Source organism: Microbispora sp. H13382 (assembly GCF_014161445.1).
Classification (GTDB): domain Bacteria; phylum Actinomycetota; class Actinomycetes; order Streptosporangiales; family Streptosporangiaceae; genus Microbispora.
The window spans coordinates 26,781-46,417 of sequence record NZ_JABBXA010000019.1; the positions used below are offsets into that span (position 1 = coordinate 26,781).

A 19,637-nucleotide genomic window follows, 5' to 3' on the forward strand; every position below is an offset into this window, starting at 1 on the left:
GACGTGCTCACCGAAGTCGGCCCTCAGGGGGCGAGCGCGGCCGGACGATCTTCCTCCAGCCCATCGGGGACCCAGAGTTGCCCCAGGTCACGATCAAGGGCTGATCAGATCTCGATGTACTGAGCTGCCAGGCTTGTGACCGGTTCATCCGCCGCCCGGCCCGCCTGCTCCGGAACGGCCGCGGTTCTCATCGGTGCGCCCGATCAACGCGGCCTCCCGGCCTCCTGCCGAACCTGAGACGGAGAGAGTGGTGGGGCCCCTTGAGCGGGCGGGGCCGGCCACCTCGCCGAGCGGGGCGGCCGGCCCCTTCCGGGTCAGGCCGTGATCTGCTTCTCGTTCCAGGTGTAGTAGAGGTAGGTGCTGCCGGGCCCGGTCATCGTGCCGTAGACCTGCCAGAAGGTGTTGGCGCCGGGCGAGAAGCGGAAGATCTTGTCCCCGGGCCGGTCGTCCACGATCACGCGCTGTGACCCGGTGGCCCCGATCCGGACCTCGACCGTGAGTGTCGAGGTGTCCGGGATGTCGAGGCAGATCTCGTACGTGTACGCCGTCGGACCGCTGATGTTGTAGATGCGACCGTCCAACGCCGACCACTCCATGTTGGTGAGGATGTAGCTGTTCAGAGCCCGCGTGTACCCGCCTGCGGAGCAGTCGACCGCGGGCGCGTCCGCGGATGCGGGGCCGATGCCGGTGAGCGTGGTGCCGAGGGCGCCGGCGACGACGGCGAGAACGGAGATGGTGCGCTTCATGCCTCTCCTCATCCGTGCAGTTACCCCTCCAACCCCAAATAGTTGAAGGCTTAACCGATTTTGACTTGCTTGCCATTTTTGGACAAGGTCGTACAGAAAAGTGTCTAATTTTGAGTCAAGCGTCACGTTCAGCCACCCCTCCCGCCCCAAGCTAACTTCGTCCTCGACGTTGACGATGTTTCATCGATGGCATAACTTTGTCCACGATAGAGACGGTGTTGGCGCGCTCGCCACGCGTACCGGAAAAGCCGCCACGACGGCCCGGGTGGCGCCTGGCTCATCGGCACCTGCGACGCCGGCTCCTCCCCGCACACCACGATCGTTCGGAAGGCGATGACGCATGCCCGCAATCGGCGGCGAGACCGCACCTGGATTCGAAGCAGTACGTGAGGCGTTCGCGGCGAATCTGTCCGGCGGGCAGGAGGTGGGGGCCGCGGTCGCCGTCTACCTGCACGGCCGGAAGGTCGTCGACCTGTGGGGCGGGATCGCCGACCCCGGGACGGGCCGCCCCTGGGAACGCGACACCCTGGCGGTCGTGTTCTCCACCACCAAGGGCGTCACCGCCGCCTGCGCGCACCTGCTGGCCCAGCGGGGCGAACTGGACCTGGACGCACCGGTCGCCCGCTACTGGCCGGAGTTCGCGGCGAACGGCAAGGACCGGATCCCGGTGCGCTGGCTGCTCACCCACCAGGCCGGGCTGCCCGCGATCGACAACCCGATCACCCCGGCGCAGGCGATCGCCTGGGACCCGATGGTGACCGCGCTGGCCGCCCAGCGGCCGTTCTGGGAGCCGGGCACCGAGCACGGCTACCACGCGCACACGTACGGCTGGCTGGTCGGCGAGGTGATCCGCCGGGTGACCGGCCGCAGCCTCGGCGCCTTCCTCGCCGAAGAGATCGCCGCACCGCTCGGCCTCGACCTGTGGATCGGGCTGCCGGAGTCCGAGCAGCACCGGGTCAGCCGGATCGTCACCACCCCGATCGACCTCGGCGCGCTGACCGGGATCGACCTGGACGCCCTTCCCGAGTCCGCGCGCGAGGTGATGCGCGCCTACGCCGATCCCACGTCGCTGACCATGCGGGCGATGACCGTCGTCACGCCCCTGCTGAACCACGACGACCCCGCCGAGCAGTTCGCCGAGATGCCCTCGACCAACGGCATCTGCACCGCCCGCGCGCTGGCCCGCTTCTACGCCGCGCTGATCGGCGAGGTCGACGGGCATCGCATCCTGTCGCCCGGCACTTTGGCGGCGGCGATCGCGCAACAGGCCGGCGGCGTGGACCGCGTCCTGCGCGTGCCCGTCCGGATCGCCACCGGTTTCGGCCTGCCCACCCCCGACGCCTTCTGGTACGGCCCGGCCGCCTTCGGGTTCCCCGGCTACGGCGGATCGCTCGGCTTCGCCGACCCGGCGTCCGGCCTGGCCTTCGGCTACGTCATGAACCGCATTCAGGAGGGCGTGCCGGACAGCAGAGCCGCCACGCTCCTCGACGCGGTCCGCGGCGCGACCTGAGGCGGCGTCGACGGAGTACCGCCGCGCCGGGCGGCGATTGGAGTGACTCCCCCGCACGAAGCCGGGCAGGATGCTGGGATGACTGACACACGTATCGATCCCCCTGTCGCCGCGGACGAGCGCACGATGCTGCGCGCCTGGCTGGACTGGCACCGTGAGACCCTCGCGGTGAAGTGCGAGGGCCTCACGGAAGAGCAGCTGCGGCTGCGCTCGGTGCAGCCCTCCAGCATGTCGCTGCTCGGCCTCGTACGGCACATGGCCGACGTCGAGCGATCCTGGTTCCGGCGGCGGCTGAACGGCGAGGACCTGAACGGCATCTACTACGGCGATGACGACCCGGACGGCGAGTTCGACAACGTGGACACCGCGTCCGCCGAGGAGGCCTTCGCGACGTGGCGCGCGGAGATCGAGCACGCGCGGGCGGCCGAGGAGGCCTGCGCCGACCTGGACGCCATGACGAAGACGGCCCGTGACGGCGTCCACTACTCGCTGCGCTGGATCATGTGCCACATGATCGAGGAGTACGCCCGCCACAACGGCCACGCCGATCTGCTGCGCGAGCGCATCGACGGCGTGACGGGCGAGTAGCCCGCCCGGCGGGCTCAGCCGGACAGGCGGACCGGGTTGACGAGGTCGGCGTAGATGAGAAGGCCGCCCATGACGACCAGCAGGGCCGCCATGACGTACGTCAGCGGGAGCGCCTTGGCCACGTCCACGTAACCGGGGGCGGGCCGGCGGCGCACCCGCGCGAGGGCCCGCTTGAGGCCCTCCCAGAGCCCGCCGGCGATGTGCCCGCCGTCGAGCGGCAGCAGCGGGATCAGGTTGAACATGCCCACCGCGAGGTTCAGCGCGGCCAGCAGGTTGATGAAGATTTCGATCTTGCTTTCGACCGAGAGGTCCGAGGCGGCGATCTCACCGCCGATCCGGCCCGCCCCCACGATGCCGATCGGCCCGTTCGGGTCGCGCTTGTCTCCGGAGAACGCGGCGTTCCACACGCCGACCATCTTCTTGGGGATGTTGACCATCGCGACGGCGGTGCGCTCGGTCAGGTCCCACATCTGCCCGACGACGTAGCCGGGGCCCTTCTTCTCGACGACGGTGGTCGGGCTCACGCCCAGGAAGCCGACGTTCTTCTCGACCTTGTCGGGGTCGGTCAGCGAGGGCATGTCCTGCGCGATCAGGTCGACCCGCACGTCGGTCCGTTGCCCGCCCCGCTCGATGCCGAGCGTCGTCACCCCCGCGCCGTGCTCCCGGATCAGCCGCTGCGCCGTCGACCAGTCGGTGACCGCCGTGCCGCCGATGGCGACGATGTGGTCGCCGGGCCGCAGGCCGGCCTTGGCGGCGGGCGTCAGCGGATCGCTGTCCCGGCAGTCGCGGTGCTGCGCCTCGGCGGCCGGGATGGCGCACTTGGACACCGAGGACACGACCGGGGTCTGCTCGCGCACGCCGAACCCCATGATCACGACCGCGAACAGCACGAACGCCAGCACGAAGTTCATCGCCGGGCCGCCGGCCATGATGATGACCTTCTGCCACCAGGGCTTGCGGTAGAAGACCCGGTTCTCGTCCCCCGGCCGGATCTCCTCCGAGGCGACGGCCCGCGCGTTCTCGATGAGCCCCTGCCAGGGGCCCGTGGAGACGCTGCGCAGCTTGCCCGGCTCGTCCGAGGGGCGCGGCGGGAGCATGCCGATCATGCGGATGTAGCCGCCGAGCGGGATCCACTTCACGCCGTACTCGGTCTCGCCCCGCCTGCGCGACCACATCGTGGGCCCGAAACCTACCATGTATTGGGTCACGCGGACACCGAAGAGCTTGGCGGGCACGAGGTGCCCGATCTCATGAAGCGCGATCGAGAGCAGCAGGCCCACGAAGACGATCACGAATCCGGCCACGATGAGCCAGCTCATCAGCGCGTACCCCCGAGGTGGAGAAGGTGCCCTGGCAGACGAAGCACCTTTCGAGCGTAGCCCACCGGCGCGAGAGCGAAGACTTTTCCGGCCCGGGTTCGGCTTGCCCACCCGTGACCGATTAGGGACACTTCGTTGACAGTACGCAATTGGTCGATCACCCTTTGAGAGACGTGCAGAGGGGAGCATCTTGATCCGGATCCTGGTGGCCGAGCATCTTCCGTTGGTACGGCGTGGCCTGGTCGCGTCCCTCGACGGGGAGGACGACCTGCGGGTGGTCGCGGACGTCGGGTCGGGCGAGGACATCGTGCCCGCGGCGCTGGACGTGCGACCGGACGCCGCCGTCATCGACGCGGACCTGCCCGGCGTGGACGGGCTCAGCGCGGCGGCACGGCTCGGCGAGAAGGTGCCGCGCTGCCGGGTGATGCTGCTGTCGGCGCAGCCGAGCCCGGGTCACGTGAAGCGGGCCTTCGCGACGGGCGTCCTGGGCTACCTGAGCATCGAGGTGGGCCCTGAGCAGCTCGCCGACGGCATCCGCCGGATCACCGCCGGGCGCCGGGTCGTCGACTCCGAGCTGGCGGTCGCCGCGCTGGAGGCCGCCGACTGCCCGCTGACGCCGCGGGAGCACGAGGTGCTGCGGCTCGCGGCAGGGGGCGCGCGCCCGAAGGAGATCGCCGCGGAGCTGGCCCTGTCCGTCGGCACCGTGCGCAATCACCTGTCGCGCATCCTCGTCAAGACCGGGGCGCGCAGCCGCGTCGACGCCGTCCGCATCGCCACCGACTCCGGCTGGCTGTGAGCTAAGGGCGCCAGATCAGGACGAGCGCGCAGTCGTCGTTGTGGCCGGAGGACATCGACTGGACGAGCTGCCGGGCCTTGTCCCGGAATCCGGACGGCAGCAGCCGCTCCGCCTCTCCCAGCAACCGGTCGAGCCCGGCGTCGATGTCCCGGCCGGGCTGCTCGATCAGCCCGTCGGTGAACAGCATGAGCGCGTCGCCTCTGCGCAGCACCCCGCTGTCGGTCTCGCACGCCAGGTCCGGAACCACGCCGAGCACGACGCCCTTCGCCGTGGACACCCGCCACGTGCCCGACCCGGCGTCGAACCGCACCACCGGCGGGTGTCCGGCCGAGGTGATGGTGTACGCCCCCGTGGACAGGTCGAGGTCGAGGTGGACGGCGGTGACGAACCCCTCGTCGCCGAGCTGGCGGTGCAGGTAGGAGTTGCACGCGACGAGGAAGTCGTCCACCGAGCCGAGCAGCCCGCCGAAGGTGCCCGACAGCATGAGTGCGCGGGTGCCCGCGTCCACGCCCTTGCCGGACACGTCGACGACCGCGACCTGGACCCGGTCGCCCTCCCGCATCGAGACGACGAAGTCGCCGCCGAACGACGATCCCCCGGCCTGCTTGAGCACCACCTTGCCACCCCAGTCCTTGGGCAGCGACGGCAGCTCGCTCTGCCGCTTGAGCCGGTCGCGCAGCTCCAGCAGCATCGCGTCGCCGCGCAGGCCCTGGACGCCGAGCTTGCCCCGGGTCCGGGCCATCGTCCACGCCAGCGCGGCGGTGAAGCCCATCGTGATCAGAAGGCCGGGCCCGACGCTGGGCACCCCCGTGATCGGTCCCATGTATGTCAGGGACGCCACGACCACGCACAGCAGGATCGCGAGGCTGCGCAGCCGGAGCTGGAGGCCGCCGATCAGGGTGAAGAGGATCAGCAGCGAGGGCGAGAACCAGTACGCCGACACCTCCGCGTCGAGCACGCCGACCACGATGGTGAGCACGGCGAGAGCGATGAGCAGGTACCGGTCCCTCGACCAGACTTTCCTGACGAAACGAACCAACGGCACCAGGAGCGGTACGCGCGCCAGGAGCGCGCGCAGCCGAGGAGGGATCAGCGGCGCCGGACGGGAAGTCATGATGGCCTCGACTGTATCCGGACATCCCAGCTGGCGGCACCTGCTTGACCAAGGTCTAGATCATCCGGCACGGATATTGGCTCGCCCCGCACGGCGGTCCGCTTCTACGGTGATTCGATGAGCATCGCCGTCCGCCCCATCGAGGAAGCCGAGTGGCCGGCTTTCGTGGCCGTCGCCTACGAGGCGTTCAGCTCCACCTATCCCCTGGAGATCGCCGACCGCTGGCGCGAGATCATGGAGATCGACCGCCTGGTGTCCGCCTTCGACGGCGACCTGCCGGTCGGCTGCGCCGGCGCGCTGTCCTTCCGGATGACGGTCCCCGGCGGGTCCATCCCCGTCGCCGGGGTCACGTCGGTGGGCGTGCTCCCCTCACACCGCCGGCGGGGCGTGCTGACCGCGCTGATGACCCATCAGCTGCACGACCTGCACGACAGCGGGGGTGAGGCCGTCGCCGCGCTCTACGCCAGCGAGGCCGGCATCTACGGCCGCTTCGGGTACGGCAGGGCCGCCGACGCCCTCAACTTCCGCATCCCCACCCACGGCTCGGCCTTCACCCGCTCGGCCCCCGCCGATCCCGCGCTACGCCTCCGGGGGGCGTGGCCGGCCGACGAGCTCGCCGGGCTCCGCCGGGTCTACGACGCCGTACAGCCCGGCCGTCCCGGCCTGTACGGGCGCTCGGAGGCGTACTGGCGGGCCGAGATCCTCCCGGACACCGACCACGACCGGGGCGGGATGGGCCCGCTGCGCTGCCTGATCGCGGAGGACCCGGCGGGGCCCCGCGGCTACGCGCTGTTCCGGGCGAAGTCCGGCTGGAACGAGCACAACGTGCCGGACGGGGAGGTCCGGCTCCTGGAGTTGCATGCCTCCGACCCCGCGGCGTACGCGCTGGTCTGGCGCGGCGTCCTCGACCGCGACCTGTGCGCGGTCGTCCACGCCGAGCGGCGCCCGATGGACGACCCGATCACGCACCTGCTGGCCGAGCCCCGCCAGCTCAACGCGGTCTGGGTCGACGACCTGTGGGTCCGTCTCGTGGACGTGGACCGGGCCCTGGCCGCCCGCGCCTACGCCGCCCCCGCCGACCTTGTCGTCGAGGTGGAGGACGAGGTCTGCCCGTGGAACGCCGGACGCCGGCGGCTGAAGGCGGCCGGCGGGGAGGGGTCGTGCGAGCGGAGCGAGGCGCCCGCGGACCTCACGCTGCCGGTCGGCGTGCTGGGCGCGGCGTACCTCGGCGGGCGGCCTCTGATCGCGGCGGCGGAGGCCGGACTGGTGCGGGAGCACCGGGCGGGCGCCCTGCGCGAGCTGTCGGCCGCGATGGCGTGGGACCCCGCACCGTGGGGCTGCCGGGTGTTCTGAGCCGCGCCGCGGACAGCCGGGGCGTAGGCTTCGGGCATGGCGCTGCAGAGTTTGCAGATCACCGCGATCACGGCCATGCGGGCCCGCGACGTGTCCCGGCCGACGCCGGAGCAGCTGGAGGCCGCCGACCAGCGGCCGCTGCGCGACGAGACGCCCCGGCGGGAGCCCCGCCGGGGCCGGGACAGGGACGCGCGCTAGAGCTACTCAGGCGGGCAGCGGCGGCAGTTCGCCGGTGGTCTCGTAGTCGGCGAGCTGGCGGATCCGCCGGGCGTGCCGCTCGGCCCCGGAGAACGGCGTGGCCAGGAAGAGCCCGACGAACCGGACGGCCTCCTCCGGCGTGTGCTGCCGGGCGCCCAGGCTGATCACGTTGGCGTCGTTGTGCTCGCGGGCCAGCTTCGCCGTGTCCTCGTTCCAGGCGAGGGCCGCGCGCACCCCCCGCACCTTGTTGGCGGCGATCTGCTCGCCGTTCCCCGAGCCGCCGATCACCACCCCGAGACTGCCCGCGTCGCCGGCCACGCCCTGGGCGGCGCGCAGCACGAACGGCGGATAGTCGTCCTCGGCGTCGTAGACGTGGGGCCCGCAGTCCTCCACGTCGTGGCCCTGCTCCTTCAGCCAGGAGACCAGGTGATTCTTCAGCTCGTAGCCGGCATGGTCGGCACCGATGTAGACACGCACGACACAAGTTTCCCAGAAGGCCTCTGGCGGAGACGACCCCGGGCTCCACTAAAGTAATAGCCAAGACGGCATCCGTCCCTTACACCTCCGGCCTGACAGGAGTGTCATGCGCGAGCTGCGTTACGTCGGCGACCCGGTCCTCCGCACCCCCGCAGAACCGGTGACGGACTTCGACCGCGAGCTGCGCCGGCTGATCGAGGAGATGTTCGCCGTCATGTACCAGGCCGACGGCGTGGGGCTGGCCGGGCCGCAGATCGGCGTGGGCCGCCGGCTGTTCGTCTACGACATCAGCAACCGCAAGGGCCACGTGATCAACCCGGAGCTCACGATCGACGACCCCGAGCAGGTCGTCGAGGAGGAGGGCTGCCTGTCGGTGCCCGGCAAGGAGACCGGCAAGCCGTTGTACGCCCCGACCGCCCGCGCCGCCGGGGTCACCCTGCGCGGGGTCGACAAGCTCGGCAGGCCCGTCGCCGTCAAGGCCCGGGGCATGCTCGCCCGGTGCTTCCAGCACGAGTTCGACCACCTCGAAGGCACGCTGTACGTCGACCGGCTGGGCAAGGACGAGCGCCGCAAGATCCTCCTGCAGACGCCCTGACTCAGAGCTGGATGGCCTTGACCTCCAGGAACTCCTCCAGGCCGAACTCGCCGAGCTCGCGGCCGATCCCGGAGTGCTTGTAGCCGCCGAACGGCGCCATCGTGTTGAACCGGCCGCCGTTGACGGCCACCTGCCCGGTGCGCAGGCGGCGCGCGACCGCGAGCGCCCTGTCCTCGGTGCCCGCCCACACCGCCCCCGACAGCCCGTACGGCGTGCCGTTGGCGATCTCGACGGCCTCGTTCTCCGACGAGAACGGGATGATCGACAGCACCGGGCCGAAGATCTCCTCCTGCTCGACGGACATGCCGGGCGAGACGCCCGCGAAGATCGTGGGCTCGACGTAGTAGCCGCGTTCCATGGGGTTGTCGGTCCCGCCGAGCACGAGGCGGGCGCCCTCCTCCTGGCCGCGGTTGATGTACCTGACGACCCGGTCGCGCTGGGCGGCGGACACCAGCGGTCCCAGACGCGTGCCCTCGGCGAACGGATCTCCGGGAGCGTAGGCGCCGGCCGCCTCGACGGCGAGCCGTACCGCGTCGTCGTACTGGTCCCAGTGGACCAGCATCCGGCTCAGCGCCGAGCAGGTCTGGCCGGAGTTGAGGTACGCCCCGGCGACCCCGTTCTTCACCGCCTTCTCCAGGTCGGCGTCGGGCAGGATGATGTTCGCCGACTTGCCGCCGAGCTCCAGGGCCACCCGCTTGACCGTCTCGGCCGCGAGGGCCGCGACCCGGCGGCCGGCCCTGGTGGAACCGGTGAACGACACCATGTCGACGTCCGGATGGGCCGCGATGGCCTCGCCGACCACCGGCCCGTGACCGCTGACCATGTTGAACACGCCGGGCGGCAGGCCGACCTCGTGGAGGATGTCGGCCAGCGCGTACGCGGCGAGCGGCGCGACCTCGCTCGGCTTGAGCACCACCGTGCAGCCTGCGGCCAAAGCCGGGGCCACCTTGCACACGACCTGGTGGAGCGGGTAGTTCCACGGCGTGATCGCGCCCACCACGCCGACGGGCTCGCGCACGATCAGCGAGTTGCCCACACGGCCGGCGTCGAACTCGTACCTCTTGGCGAGGTCGGCGTAGAAGGCCAGCACCTCGGCGGGCATCAGCGTCTGCACCTTCAGCGCGAGCGTGAGCGGAGCCCCCATATCGGTGGCGATCGTCGCCGCGATCTCCTGGGCGCGTTCCTTGAGCAGCCCGGCCGCCGCCCCCAGGAACGCGGCGCGTTCGGCCGGATCCAGGGCCGACCAGGAGGGGAAGGCGGCACGGGCGGCGGCGACGGCGGACTCGACGTCGGCGGGCGACCCCGCGGGCACCCGGTCCACGACCTCCTCGGTCGCGGGGTTGACGACGTCGACGGCCTCGCGGGAGGAGGACGGGACCCAGGCTCCGTTCACGTAGAGGTGACGCATGTCACTCATCCTTGCGCCTCGACTGTCAGATGGCGAGTCTTCCGGCCGAAACCTTTCCGATCGATTCGCGCGCCGGTGAAGGAGCCTGTAAGTCTCAGGTGAAGATCGGGTCTCGGGTCCGGGACCGCTTCAGCTCGAAGAAGCCGTCGGTGCCGGCGACGAGCAGGACGCCGTCCCACAGCCGGGCGGCGGCCTCGCCCCTCGGGATCGGCGACACGACGGGGCCGAAGAACGCCGTGCCCTGGACGGCGACGACGGGCGTGCCGACCTCCTGACCGACCAGGTCGATGCCCTCGCCGTGCGAGCGCCGGATCGCCTCGTCGTACTCGTCCGAGTCGTGCGCGGCGACCAGCGCGGAGTCGAGCCCGGCGGCGGTGAGGGCCTCGGCGAGCGTGGCCCGGTCGCGCTCGCGCCCCTCGTCGTGGAAGCGCCTTCCGATCTCGGTGTAGAGGTCGCCGAGGACCTCCTCGCCGTACTTGTCCGCCGCGGCGGCGAGCACCCGTACGGCGCCGAGCGTCTGCTCGACCCGCTCGCGGTAGTCGGCGGGGATGTCCTTGTCCTCGTTGAGCACCGCCAGGCTCATGATGTGCCAGCGCACATCGATGGGCCGCAGCGCGGCCACCTCGTGGATCCAGCGCGAGGTGATCCACGCCCAGGGGCAGGCGGGGTCGAACCAGAAATCGACAAGCTTTCGGTCGGACACTGTGACACCCTCTCGAACGGACTATGGTTCCCTCGGTCGTCAACCCGGGCAGGAAATCTCCTATTCCAGGTAGGAGCGATCTCGAATCCGCGATGTCCCCCGCGGCGTGGCAGGATTCATGCATTCCCTGACGCGACGGGGCGGCGGGGATCCGGGGGCTCGATCATGTGATGAGGAGCGGGTGTGGCAGGGAATCTGACACGGGACGAGGCTCGGGAGCGCGCTCGGCTGCTCTCCGTCCAGTCCTACCAGGTCGAACTCGACCTGACGGAGGGCGAGGAGCGGTACGAGAGCATCACGACGGTCCACTTCACCTCGGACCGCGAGGGGGCGGACACCTTCATCGACCTGCACGGCGCGCACGTGCGGAAGGTCGTACTCAACGGCAGGGAGCTGGACGTCAGCACCTACGACGCCGAGAAGGGGCGCATTCCGCTGCCGGGGCTGGCCGGGCACAACGAGCTGCGTGTGGACGCCGACTGCTCCTACATGCGCACCGGTGAGGGCCTGCACCGCTTCGTCGACCCCGTGGACCAGCAGGTCTACCTGCACAGCCAGTTCGAGACGGCCGACGCCCACCGGATGTACGCCTGCTTCGACCAGCCGGACCTCAAGGCGACCTTCGAGCTGACCGTCCTCGCCCCCGCCGACTGGGAGGTGGTGTCCAACGCCGCCCCCGACGCGGTCGACCAGCTGGAGGAGCACCACGGGCGGCACGGCACGCTGCAGGCCGCCAAGCGTTGGCACTTCCCGCCGACCCCTGTCATGTCGACGTACATCACGGCCCTCATCGCCGGGCCGTACGCCGTCGTGCGGGACGAGCACGACGGCATCCCGCTCGGCGTCTACGTGCGGCGCTCGCTCGCGCAGTACCTCGACGCCGGGAACATCTTCGAGGTCACCAAGCAGGGCTTCGACTTCTTCCACCGCGTCTTCGGCCTGCGCTACCCCTTCGGCAAGTACGACCAGCTGTTCGTGCCCGAGTTCAACGCCGGCGCCATGGAGAACGCCGGGGCGGTGACGTTCCTGGAGGACTACGTCTTCCGCTCGCGCGTGACCGACGCGGTCATCGAGCGCCGCGCCGAGACGATCCTGCACGAGATGGCGCACATGTGGTTCGGCGACCTCGTCACCATGCGCTGGTGGGACGACCTGTGGCTGAACGAGTCGTTCGCCACCTACATGTCCGTGCTGTGCCAGGCCGAGGCCACCCGGTGGGGCCAGGGCGCGTGGACGACGTTCGCCAACGTCGAGAAGGCCTGGGCCTACCGGCAGGACCAGCTGCCCTCCACCCACCCCATCGCCGCCGACATCCCGGACATGCAGGCCGTCGAGGTCAACTTCGACGGCATCACGTACGCCAAGGGCGCCTCGGTGCTCAAGCAGCTCGTCGCGTACGTGGGGCTCGACAACTTCCTCGCCGGGGTGCGCGACTACTTCAACGAGCACGCCTGGAAGAACACCACCCTGCAGGACCTGCTGTCGGCGCTGGAGCGTACCTCCGGGCGCGACCTGTCGTCCTGGTCCAAGGAGTGGCTGGAGACCTCGGGCGTCAACACGCTGCGGCCGTCGTTCACCACGGACGACGAGGGCCGGTTCCTGAGCTTCGACGTGCTGCAGGAGGCCACGCAGGAGCACCCGACGCTGCGCTCGCACCGGGTGGCCATCGGCCTGTACTCCCTGCGGGACGGCGTGCTGACCAGGACCAAGCGGGTCGAGCTCGACGTGGTCGGGGCGCGGACGGCCGTGCCCGAGCTGGTCGGCGAGGCCCGGCCCGACCTCGTGCTGGTGAACGACGACGACCTCACCTACGCCAAGATCCGGCTCGACGAGCGGTCGCTGCAGACTCTCGTGAACGGCGGGATCACCGCGTTCAACGAGTCGCTGCCCCGCGCGCTGTGCTGGTCGGCCGCCTGGGACATGACGCGGGACGCCGAGATGGCCACCCGCGACTACGTCAAGCTGGTCGTCTCCGGCATCGACTCGGTGCGCGACATGACCGTCCTGCAGACCGTGCTGCGCCAGGCCCGCCAGGCCGTGCAGCAGTACGCCGACCCGGCGTGGCGGGACACCGGCCTCGCCGAGCTGGCCGGCGCGCTGCGCCGCCTGATCGCGGCGGCGGAGCCGGGCTCGGACCACCAGCTCGCCTACGTCAACGCCTTCGCCGCGACCGCCACCTCGCCCGACGACCTGGCGTTCCTCAAGGGCGTCCTCGACGGCACCGAGGTGCCCGGGGGCCTGGCCGTCGACACCGACCTGCGCTGGACGCTCATCCACGCGCTCGTGTCCGGCGGCGTGCTCGGCGCCGGGGACATCGACGCGGAGCTGGCGCGGGACGCCACCGCGACCGGCGAGCGCTCGGCCGCCACCAGCCGGGCGGCGATCCCGACCCCGGAGGCCAAGGCCGAGACCTGGGCGGCGCTCGTGGGAGGCGAGCTCAGCGGCGCGCTGCTGCGCTCCACGATCCTCGGCTTCGTGGACCCGCACCACCCCGAGCTGCTGGAGCCGTACGGCGACCGGTACTTCGAGGAGGTCGGGCGGATCTGGAGCGAGTGGACCTCCGACATGGCGCAGAACTTCGCCGTCGGCTGCTACCCCGCGCTGCTGATCCGTCCGGAGACCGTGGCCCGCACGCAGGACCACATCAGCGCGAAGCAGCCGCCGCACGCGCTGCGGCGCCTGCTGCTCGAGGGCGCCGACGGCGTCAGCCGGGCGCTGCGCGCCCGTGCCCGCGACGCCTCAGCCTGACGCGTCTCACCTGATTCCGCGAACCCCCGAGGGCCCCGGCGAAGCACCGCCGGGGCCCTCGGGCGTGCCGGGGGCCTTCAGCGGGGCTGATGAAAGCGCGGCGCAAGCCCCGTGCAAGGCACCGGCGGTGCCATGGGCGCACCGGGCCGTCCGCCAGGCCGTTTACAGGGGGGACGGACCGGGACTACCGTCCGTGCAGGAGGCCTCCATGATCCCCTTGATCGTCGCCCTCGCCGTCGTGGCCGTCCTCGTCGCGGCGTTCGTCTCCGTCTACAACCGTCTCGTACGCGCCCGCAACAACGCCGACAACGCCTGGGCGCAGATCGACGTGCAGCTCAAGCGCCGCTACGACCTGATCCCCAACCTCGTGGAGACCGTCAAGGGCTACGCCGCCCACGAGCGGGCCACGCTGGAGGCCGTCGTCGCGGCGCGCTCCCGGGCGATCGGCGCCCGGGGCCCGGCCGAGCAGGCGGCCGCCGAGAACATGCTGTCGGACGCGCTGAAGAGCCTGATCGCGGTGGCCGAGGCCCACCCCGATCTCAAGGCGAGCACCAACTTCGCCGAGCTCCAGGAGGAGCTGGCCGCCACCGAGAACCGGATCGCCTACTCCCGGCAGTACTACAACGACGCCGTCCTGACCTACAACAACGCCGTCCAGGCGGTTCCCGCGAACATCGTGGCCGGGATGACCGGTTTCGCACCCCGCGAGTACTTCCAGGCGCCCGGCGAGGAGCGCGGCCCCGTGCGGGTCAGGTTCTGACCATGCCCGCCTGGGTGGCCGCCGCGGCGGCGACCGGCCTGTGGCTGCTGCTCCTGCTCGCGCTCGCCGTGGCGACGAGGAACCCGGACGTCGAGCCGGGACCGGCCACCGGGGAGCTCGCCGGGCACTCCCCCGCGGTGGTCGACCTGATCACCGGAAACTGGCGGCTGTGCGACGAGGCGGTCTCGGCCACCCTGCTCGACCTGGCCGCCAGGGGAGTCCTGGCCGTCGAGGAGATCGGCCCCGAGCTGTCCCTCGTACGGCTGCGCAAGGAGCCGGGCGGCCTGCGGCCGTACGAGCGGCTCGTCTACGACCACGTGCGCTCGCTGGCGGTCGACGGCGTGGTCGCGACGGGTGCGCTGGCCGAGGGGTCGCGCGACCTCGGCCGGTGGTGGAAGAGCTTCCGCAAGAAGGTGATCGTCGAAGCGCGGGAGCAGGGCCTGTCCCGGCCGCGCTGGAGCCGGGCGCACGCGCTGCTCCTCAGCCTGGCCGCGAGCGTCCCCGCCGTGGCGATCGGCATCGCGGTCTCCATTGACGACACCCGTACGCACCGCGACGGCGGAGTCGGTGCGGCGATCGTGTCCTTCGCCCTACTCCTGGCGTTGATGGGCAGGCTGAACGGGGAGCGCGGCACGGCCGAGGGGGCCGGGGCCGCCGCGCACTGGCTCGGCGTCCGCGAGCACCTGCGGGCGACCGGGCGGTTCGCCGAGCAGCCCGCCGCCTCGGTCACGATCTGGGGCCGCCACCTCGCGTACGCCGCCGCGCTCGGGCTCGCGCCGCGGGCCGTCAGGAGCCTTCCGGTCAGCACCCCGGCCGACGACAACCGGGCCTGGTCCGACTACGGCGGGATGTGGCACGTCGTGGACGTCCGCTACCCCTCGCGCCTGCTGTGGGGCCGGCCGCCGGGACGGACGATCGGCCGGGGTTTCATAGCCGGCTGGTTCGCCGGGTTCTTCAGCTGGATCCTCCTGGTGCTCGCCGCCGCCTTCGGCGTGTGGCCGGACGGGCTCGTCCTGCCCGCCGCCCTCGCCGTCGGGCTGGCGGTCGCCGGTTTGCCGATCATGTACGCGATCTCCGACCTCGGCGGCGCCGCGACGGTCGAGGGCCAGATCGTCCGGCTGCGCCGCTTCCAGGACGGCGGAAAGGCGAACGACGACCCCAAGTGGACGTACTGGTGCGCGATCGACGAAGGAGCCTCGCGCGAGGTCAGGGCCATGTGCCTGAGCGAGGAGATGTGGCACCCGCTGCGGGAGGGCGACAAGGTGCGCGCCGTGGTGGGGCGCAGGCTCGGCTGGATCAGGCGGATCGACGTGATCGAGGACTCGCGTCCACGAGACGCCCCCTCCTACGACGACACCGGTGAGCACCTGGTGGACGCGCCGGAGAACCTGGGCGAGGTGCGGATACTGCCCGAGCCCCTGGCCCGTGGGACGACGGCGAACGGCGTGCACCCGGCCGACCTCGTCACCCCCGCCGACCTCAAGCGCGCCCTCGGGATCGACGTCGGGGCCCCTGTGGCGTGCGACGGCCCGCCCGCGCCGTCCTGGCTCCACGTCGACTCCTGCCGGTACGAGACCGGCACGGGCGTGACGGTGGACGTCCACGCCGCCACCGGCCTGCGCTCCCGCTACCTCATGGTGGTCGGGCACACGCTGACCCGGGTTCAGGGCCGGCCGGTCGAGGGGGTCGGGGACGGCGCCATGCTCTACCCCGGCCTGGTGTCGGCGGCCACCCGCCGGGGCACGTTCGCGATCGCCGTGTCGTCCCCGCAGGGCCCGCCGCCGCCCGGCCCGCTGATCGAGCTCGCCCGTACGGCCGCCGCCCGCCTCAGTCAGTAAGGTCGTCGGGTGCACTCAGCCCGAGACCTGTTGATCGCCCTGGCTCGTAGGCATTCGTTCGGCGACGTCGGCGCGCTGGCGCCCGACGTGCTCGGAGAGGGCGGGCAGGCGGCCCTGGTGGCGTCGGTCTGCGAGTTCGGCCAGCGGCTGCTCACCCTCGACGCGGAGGACTTCGCCACCGAGATCGACGCTCAGACGGTGCCCGCCGACCTGCGCAGGCGCGCCCGCGCGTGCCACATGCCGCAGACGCCGAGGGAGCAGCCGCGCGGCGCGCTCGACTCGCTGCGACCGGCCTACGCACTGCTCCTGGAGGTGATCGAGGCCCGCTGGCGGCGGCGCGAGCTCAGCGCGATGATCGCGGCCGTCCACATCTGCAGCGAGTATCTGCCCCTGCTCGCCTTCGAGCCCGCGCTCGGCCACGCGGGCGACCCGGTCCGCTGGCCGGAGGGCCTGCGCGCCCCCGGCAGCCGGTTCGGGACCATGCCCGTCAGGGAGTGCGACCACACCAGGGCCGAGCGGTCGGCGGCCGAGCGGACGCTGCGCGTGGCCGTGGAGCCGCCGCCGGGCTGGCGGGCCTACTTCGACCGGCAGCACAGTCAGGTGGCGGGGGCCCTGGCCACCTGCGCCGGCCGGTGCCGCACCCCCTGCCGGGCACTCGCCTGGGTGCCGGACCTCGACGACCTGTCCGCCCGCTGCCGGATCGCGCTGGCGTTCGCCGACACCCCGCTCGTACGGCTGCGCCACGCGGCCCCGGTGGGCCACGGCTTCGGCGTGCCGTCGCCGGAGGAGGTGCTGGAGGCGTGGGAGCGCAGCCGGGCCGCGCTGGCCAAGCACGACGCGGCCCGCGAGGTCACCGAGGACGACGACTTCCCGCTGCCGGGTCTGCCCGCCCTGTTCTCCGCCGTGGCGGCGGCGCCGGTGCGACCGGCCACGCTGCTCGCCGACGTCGCCGCCCACGTGGTGGGACTGCTCCGGTAGCCGTTACCAGACCGGCGGCCTGCGGTCACCCCAGAAGCCGCCGACCGACGCCTCCACCTGGGACGACAGCGAGATGAGCGTTCCCTCGTCGCCGTACCTGCCCGCCAGCATGACGCCGATCGGCAGGCCCTCGGGCGTCCAGTGGATCGGGAGGTTCACCGCGGGCTGCCCGCTCACGTTGTAGACGGCGGCGAAGGGCGCGAAGCGCATCATCCGCTCGAACGTCTCCTCGGGCGAGTCGACGTCCTCGAACCAGCCCACCGGCACGGGCGGCTGGGTGACGGTCGGCGAGAGCACCGCGTCGTAGGTGTCGGTCACCAGCAGCGCGAACCGCGTGGCGAGCTGGAGCGTCCCCTGCGCCTGGAGGAACTCGGGGGCCGAGACGGCGCGGCCGCGCTCGCGCAGCCACGCGGTGAGCGGGCGCAGCTTCGGCTCCAGTTCCTCGGCGACCGGGTGCATGCAGGAGAAGGCGAACCACATCTTGACGAACTCGGGCACCACGTCCGGCCCGAACGGCGGGGCGATCTCCTCCACCTCGTGGCCGAGCGACTCCAGCACCGCCGAGGCGCTCTCGTACGCCGCGAGCACCTCGGGGTGGACCTCCGCGCCGGGCACGGCGGGCGTGGCGAACCGGGCGATCCGCAGCCGGCCCGGCTCGCGTCCCACGTACGCCGAGAACGACCCGAGCGCGGGCGGCGGGGCGTGGTAGAGGTCCCCGGGGTTGTTGTGGGCCATGACGTCCAGCAGCGCCGCGGCGTCGGCGACGTCGCGGGCCAGCGGCCCGTTGGTCGACAGCCCCGCGAGGTCGGGCACGATGGGGGCCGCGGAGATGCGGCCGCGGCTGGGCTTGATGCCGTACAGGCCGCAGACGGAGGAGGGGATGCGGATCGAGCCGGCGCCGTCGCTGCCCTGCGCCACGGGCGCGAGACCGGCCGCGACCGCGGCCCCCGCTCCCCCGCTCGACCCTCCGGCCGACCGCGTGGTGTCCCAGGGTGTGCGGGCCGGCTCGCCCAGGTAGGTCTCCGTGTAGCAGGGCATGCCGAACTCGGGAGTGCTCGTCTTGCCCAGCATGATCGTGCCCGCGTCCCGCAGGCGCTCGACCACGCTGTCGTCCGCGGGCGCGACGAACCCCTCATACGTGGCCGAGCCGAAGTAGACCGGGACGTCCTTGACGAAGTTGAGGTCCTTGATCGGAACGGGTACGCCGAGCAGCGGGGGCAGGTCCTCCGAGTCGCCCGCGGCGATCCGGGCCTCCTGCTCGCGCGCCTGGCCGAGGGCTCGCTCGGCGGTCACCGTGACGAACGCCCCCAGGCCGGGGTCGAGCCGCTCGATGCGCTCCAGGTAGTGCTCGGTGATTTCCACGGGGGAAAGTTCACCCGTACGTACAGCTGCCGCCTGCTCGAGGGCGGTAAGATCGTGAATGTGCGCCACGCTACCGAACGGTAGGCCTCCGGGCCGCGGATATCTAGAGAAGATACCCGCACTTCCGCGCAACGAATCGGCTCAAGCAGGCCACAAAAGTATGAACCATCCAACACTAGGCAAGCCGCTGACGGCTCAACTACCGTGAGTGATGTGGATACCGGTCTAGCGCCAGAAGACGGTCACGATACGTCACCCATCTGGGTCGGTGACCAAACGTCGGAGCAGGCGGAACGCCCTCCGGCGCCACCCGAGGCGCCGGCGTCCCCCACGTACGCTCCGGTCCAGCGCACGTCGCTGAGCAGCCTGTGGCAGGACACGCGATATCGCCATCTTCGCCGCCGTGCCCTGATCGCGGTCGCGGCGGCCGTGGTGTTCGGCGTGCTCTTCGGCAGCTGGCGGCTCGGGCTCACCGCGGCCATCCTCGCGTGTGTCGCCGACGCCGTCTTCCATGCGAGGACCGTCTCCACCATCCCCGCGTGGCGGCGCGCCTCCGCGGCCGAGCGCCAGACGGAGGCCCAGCTCAAGAAGCTGGAGCGGAACGGCTACAAGACGCTGCACGCCAGGGCCATCCCCGGCAGCGAGGCCCAGATCGACCACCTGGTGGTCGGGCCCACCGGGGTGTACGCGGTGGACTCGGAGAAGTGGGACAAGCGGCTGCCCGTACGGGTCCAGTCGCACCGCAAGCTCTTCCACGGCCCGTTCAACCAGAAGCCGCGGCTCGACGAGGCCCGGTGGGAGGCGGCGCAGGCCAGCGACCTGATCAGCAAGGCGCTCGGCCGGGAGATCACCGTGGTGCCGTCCCTGGCCATCTACGGCCCGCCGATCCCCTGGCGCATCCTCAACATCCGCGAGGTCGACGTCTTCTCCGGCGGGCTCGTACGCAAGTGGATCACCAAGCGGGAGAGATCGCTCACCACGGCCGAGATCGAGGCGATCTACCGGGCCGCCGAGCGCGTGCTGCCCGCGCGGTACCCCGAATAGAGGACGACGCGTCGTCCCGAGACGTGGACAGCAGGTCTCGGCAGCCGGGCACTGGTCGTACCATTTGAAGACTCAGTAGTCTCCGGATTGGGGTCCCTCG

At 71.5% G+C, this 19,637-nt stretch carries 18 protein-coding genes; 11 read left to right on the plus strand and 7 right to left on the minus strand.

Features of this window, described 5'->3' with window-relative positions:
• Positions 1 to 314: 314 nt before the first annotated feature.
• The gene (locus HHX41_RS30065) at positions 315 to 746 is read right to left on the minus strand and encodes a hypothetical protein (RefSeq protein ID WP_182908648.1); all 432 of its coding nucleotides are present in this window, start codon (positions 744 to 746) and stop codon (positions 315 to 317) included.
• Between the two features lie 340 nt (positions 747 to 1,086).
• On the opposite strand from HHX41_RS30065, the gene HHX41_RS30070 reads away from it, so the two are divergent.
• Together HHX41_RS30070 and HHX41_RS30075 are read left to right on the plus strand one after the other, a co-directional pair.
• Complete coding sequence (locus HHX41_RS30070; protein WP_182908649.1) at positions 1,087 to 2,256, plus strand: serine hydrolase domain-containing protein; 1,170 nt, start codon at positions 1,087 to 1,089, stop codon at positions 2,254 to 2,256.
• A gap of 78 nt (positions 2,257 to 2,334) precedes the next feature.
• On the plus strand, positions 2,335 to 2,844 hold the full coding sequence (locus HHX41_RS30075; protein ID WP_169987652.1) for a DinB family protein: 510 nt from the start codon (positions 2,335 to 2,337) through the stop codon (positions 2,842 to 2,844).
• A gap of 14 nt (positions 2,845 to 2,858) precedes the next feature.
• Here the strand turns inward: HHX41_RS30075 and HHX41_RS30080 are convergent, their stop codons facing one another.
• The gene (locus HHX41_RS30080) at positions 2,859 to 4,163 is read right to left on the minus strand and encodes an RIP metalloprotease (RefSeq protein WP_182908650.1); all 1,305 of its coding nucleotides are present in this window, start codon (positions 4,161 to 4,163) and stop codon (positions 2,859 to 2,861) included.
• A gap of 190 nt (positions 4,164 to 4,353) precedes the next feature.
• Here HHX41_RS30080 and HHX41_RS30085 point away from each other — a divergent pair, with 190 nt between their 5' ends.
• A complete protein-coding gene (locus HHX41_RS30085; protein ID WP_169987648.1) occupies positions 4,354 to 4,959 on the plus strand; it encodes a response regulator transcription factor in 606 nt (201 codons plus the stop codon).
• 1 nt (position 4,960) lies between these two features.
• Here HHX41_RS30085 and HHX41_RS30090 read toward each other — a convergent pair whose 3' ends face one another.
• Positions 4,961 to 6,073: a PP2C family protein-serine/threonine phosphatase gene (locus tag HHX41_RS30090; RefSeq protein ID WP_182908651.1), complete on the minus strand. Its 1,113-nt coding sequence runs from the start codon at positions 6,071 to 6,073 to the stop codon at positions 4,961 to 4,963.
• Between the two features lie 117 nt (positions 6,074 to 6,190).
• On the opposite strand from HHX41_RS30090, the gene HHX41_RS30095 reads away from it, so the two are divergent.
• Together HHX41_RS30095 and HHX41_RS30100 are read left to right on the plus strand one after the other, a co-directional pair.
• Positions 6,191 to 7,426, plus strand: coding sequence for a GNAT family N-acetyltransferase (locus HHX41_RS30095; RefSeq protein WP_182908652.1), 1,236 nt, complete (start codon positions 6,191 to 6,193; stop codon positions 7,424 to 7,426).
• A 36-nt stretch (positions 7,427 to 7,462) separates the two neighbouring features.
• The gene (locus tag HHX41_RS30100) at positions 7,463 to 7,624 is read left to right on the plus strand and encodes a hypothetical protein (RefSeq protein ID WP_169987642.1); all 162 of its coding nucleotides are present in this window, start codon (positions 7,463 to 7,465) and stop codon (positions 7,622 to 7,624) included.
• A 6-nt stretch (positions 7,625 to 7,630) separates the two neighbouring features.
• Here the strand turns inward: HHX41_RS30100 and HHX41_RS30105 are convergent, their stop codons facing one another.
• Entirely contained in the window at positions 7,631 to 8,101 is a 471-nt protein-coding gene (locus HHX41_RS30105) for a ribose-5-phosphate isomerase (protein ID WP_169987640.1), read from the minus strand.
• Positions 8,102 to 8,207: 106 nt separating this feature from the next.
• On the opposite strand from HHX41_RS30105, the gene def reads away from it, so the two are divergent.
• A complete protein-coding gene (gene def / locus HHX41_RS30110) occupies positions 8,208 to 8,696 on the plus strand; it encodes a peptide deformylase (protein ID WP_169987638.1) in 489 nt (162 codons plus the stop codon).
• Between the two features lies 1 nt (position 8,697).
• Here the strand turns inward: def and HHX41_RS30115 are convergent, their stop codons facing one another.
• Positions 8,698 to 10,104, minus strand: a complete 1,407-nt coding sequence (locus tag HHX41_RS30115) for an aldehyde dehydrogenase family protein (protein WP_169987710.1) — start codon at positions 10,102 to 10,104, stop codon at positions 8,698 to 8,700.
• A gap of 94 nt (positions 10,105 to 10,198) precedes the next feature.
• The gene (locus HHX41_RS30120) at positions 10,199 to 10,807 is read right to left on the minus strand and encodes a DsbA family protein (RefSeq protein WP_182908653.1); all 609 of its coding nucleotides are present in this window, start codon (positions 10,805 to 10,807) and stop codon (positions 10,199 to 10,201) included.
• Positions 10,808 to 10,990: 183 nt separating this feature from the next.
• Between HHX41_RS30120 and pepN the strand changes: the two genes are divergently transcribed.
• The 4 genes from pepN (at position 10,991) to HHX41_RS30140 (ending at position 17,131) form a co-directional block, all read left to right on the plus strand.
• The gene (gene pepN / locus HHX41_RS30125) at positions 10,991 to 13,555 is read left to right on the plus strand and encodes an aminopeptidase N (RefSeq protein WP_182908654.1); all 2,565 of its coding nucleotides are present in this window, start codon (positions 10,991 to 10,993) and stop codon (positions 13,553 to 13,555) included.
• Positions 13,556 to 13,763: 208 nt separating this feature from the next.
• Positions 13,764 to 14,315 (plus strand): LemA family protein, encoded by a 552-nt coding sequence (locus HHX41_RS30130; RefSeq protein ID WP_182908655.1) that lies wholly within the window; start codon positions 13,764 to 13,766, stop codon positions 14,313 to 14,315.
• A 2-nt stretch (positions 14,316 to 14,317) separates the two neighbouring features.
• A complete protein-coding gene (locus HHX41_RS30135; protein WP_182908656.1) occupies positions 14,318 to 16,153 on the plus strand; it encodes a DUF2207 family protein in 1,836 nt (611 codons plus the stop codon).
• 9 nt (positions 16,154 to 16,162) lie between these two features.
• Entirely contained in the window at positions 16,163 to 17,131 is a 969-nt protein-coding gene (locus HHX41_RS30140; protein WP_182908657.1) for a hypothetical protein, read from the plus strand.
• Between the two features lie 3 nt (positions 17,132 to 17,134).
• On the opposite strand, the gene HHX41_RS30145 is transcribed toward HHX41_RS30140, so the two are convergent.
• Entirely contained in the window at positions 17,135 to 18,562 is a 1,428-nt protein-coding gene (locus tag HHX41_RS30145) for an amidase (protein ID WP_182908658.1), read from the minus strand.
• Positions 18,563 to 18,934: 372 nt separating this feature from the next.
• Here HHX41_RS30145 and HHX41_RS30150 point away from each other — a divergent pair, with 372 nt between their 5' ends.
• Positions 18,935 to 19,537: a nuclease-related domain-containing protein gene (locus HHX41_RS30150; protein ID WP_310742258.1), complete on the plus strand. Its 603-nt coding sequence runs from the start codon at positions 18,935 to 18,937 to the stop codon at positions 19,535 to 19,537.
• The last annotated feature ends 100 nt before the right edge of the window (positions 19,538 to 19,637 follow it).

Bases quoted from the DNA above. Each gene is read 5' to 3' on its own strand.
- HHX41_RS30095 (WP_182908652.1), top strand. From the start codon at position 6,191: ATGAGCATCGCCGTCCGCCCCATCGAGGAAGCCGAGTGGCCGGCTTTC.
- HHX41_RS30135 (WP_182908656.1), top strand. From the start codon at position 14,318: ATGCCCGCCTGGGTGGCCGCCGCGGCGGCGACCGGCCTGTGGCTGCTG.
- HHX41_RS30080 (WP_182908650.1), bottom strand. From the start codon at position 4,163: ATGAGCTGGCTCATCGTGGCCGGATTCGTGATCGTCTTCGTGGGCCTG.
- def (WP_169987638.1), top strand. From the start codon at position 8,208: ATGCGCGAGCTGCGTTACGTCGGCGACCCGGTCCTCCGCACCCCCGCA.
- HHX41_RS30130 (WP_182908655.1), top strand. From the start codon at position 13,764: ATGATCCCCTTGATCGTCGCCCTCGCCGTCGTGGCCGTCCTCGTCGCG.
- HHX41_RS30115 (WP_169987710.1), bottom strand. From the start codon at position 10,104: ATGCGTCACCTCTACGTGAACGGAGCCTGGGTCCCGTCCTCCTCCCGC.
- HHX41_RS30090 (WP_182908651.1), bottom strand. From the start codon at position 6,073: ATGACTTCCCGTCCGGCGCCGCTGATCCCTCCTCGGCTGCGCGCGCTC.
- HHX41_RS30075 (WP_169987652.1), top strand. From the start codon at position 2,335: ATGACTGACACACGTATCGATCCCCCTGTCGCCGCGGACGAGCGCACG.
- HHX41_RS30100 (WP_169987642.1), top strand. From the start codon at position 7,463: ATGGCGCTGCAGAGTTTGCAGATCACCGCGATCACGGCCATGCGGGCC.
- HHX41_RS30070 (WP_182908649.1), top strand. From the start codon at position 1,087: ATGCCCGCAATCGGCGGCGAGACCGCACCTGGATTCGAAGCAGTACGT.
- HHX41_RS30065 (WP_182908648.1), bottom strand. From the start codon at position 746: ATGAAGCGCACCATCTCCGTTCTCGCCGTCGTCGCCGGCGCCCTCGGC.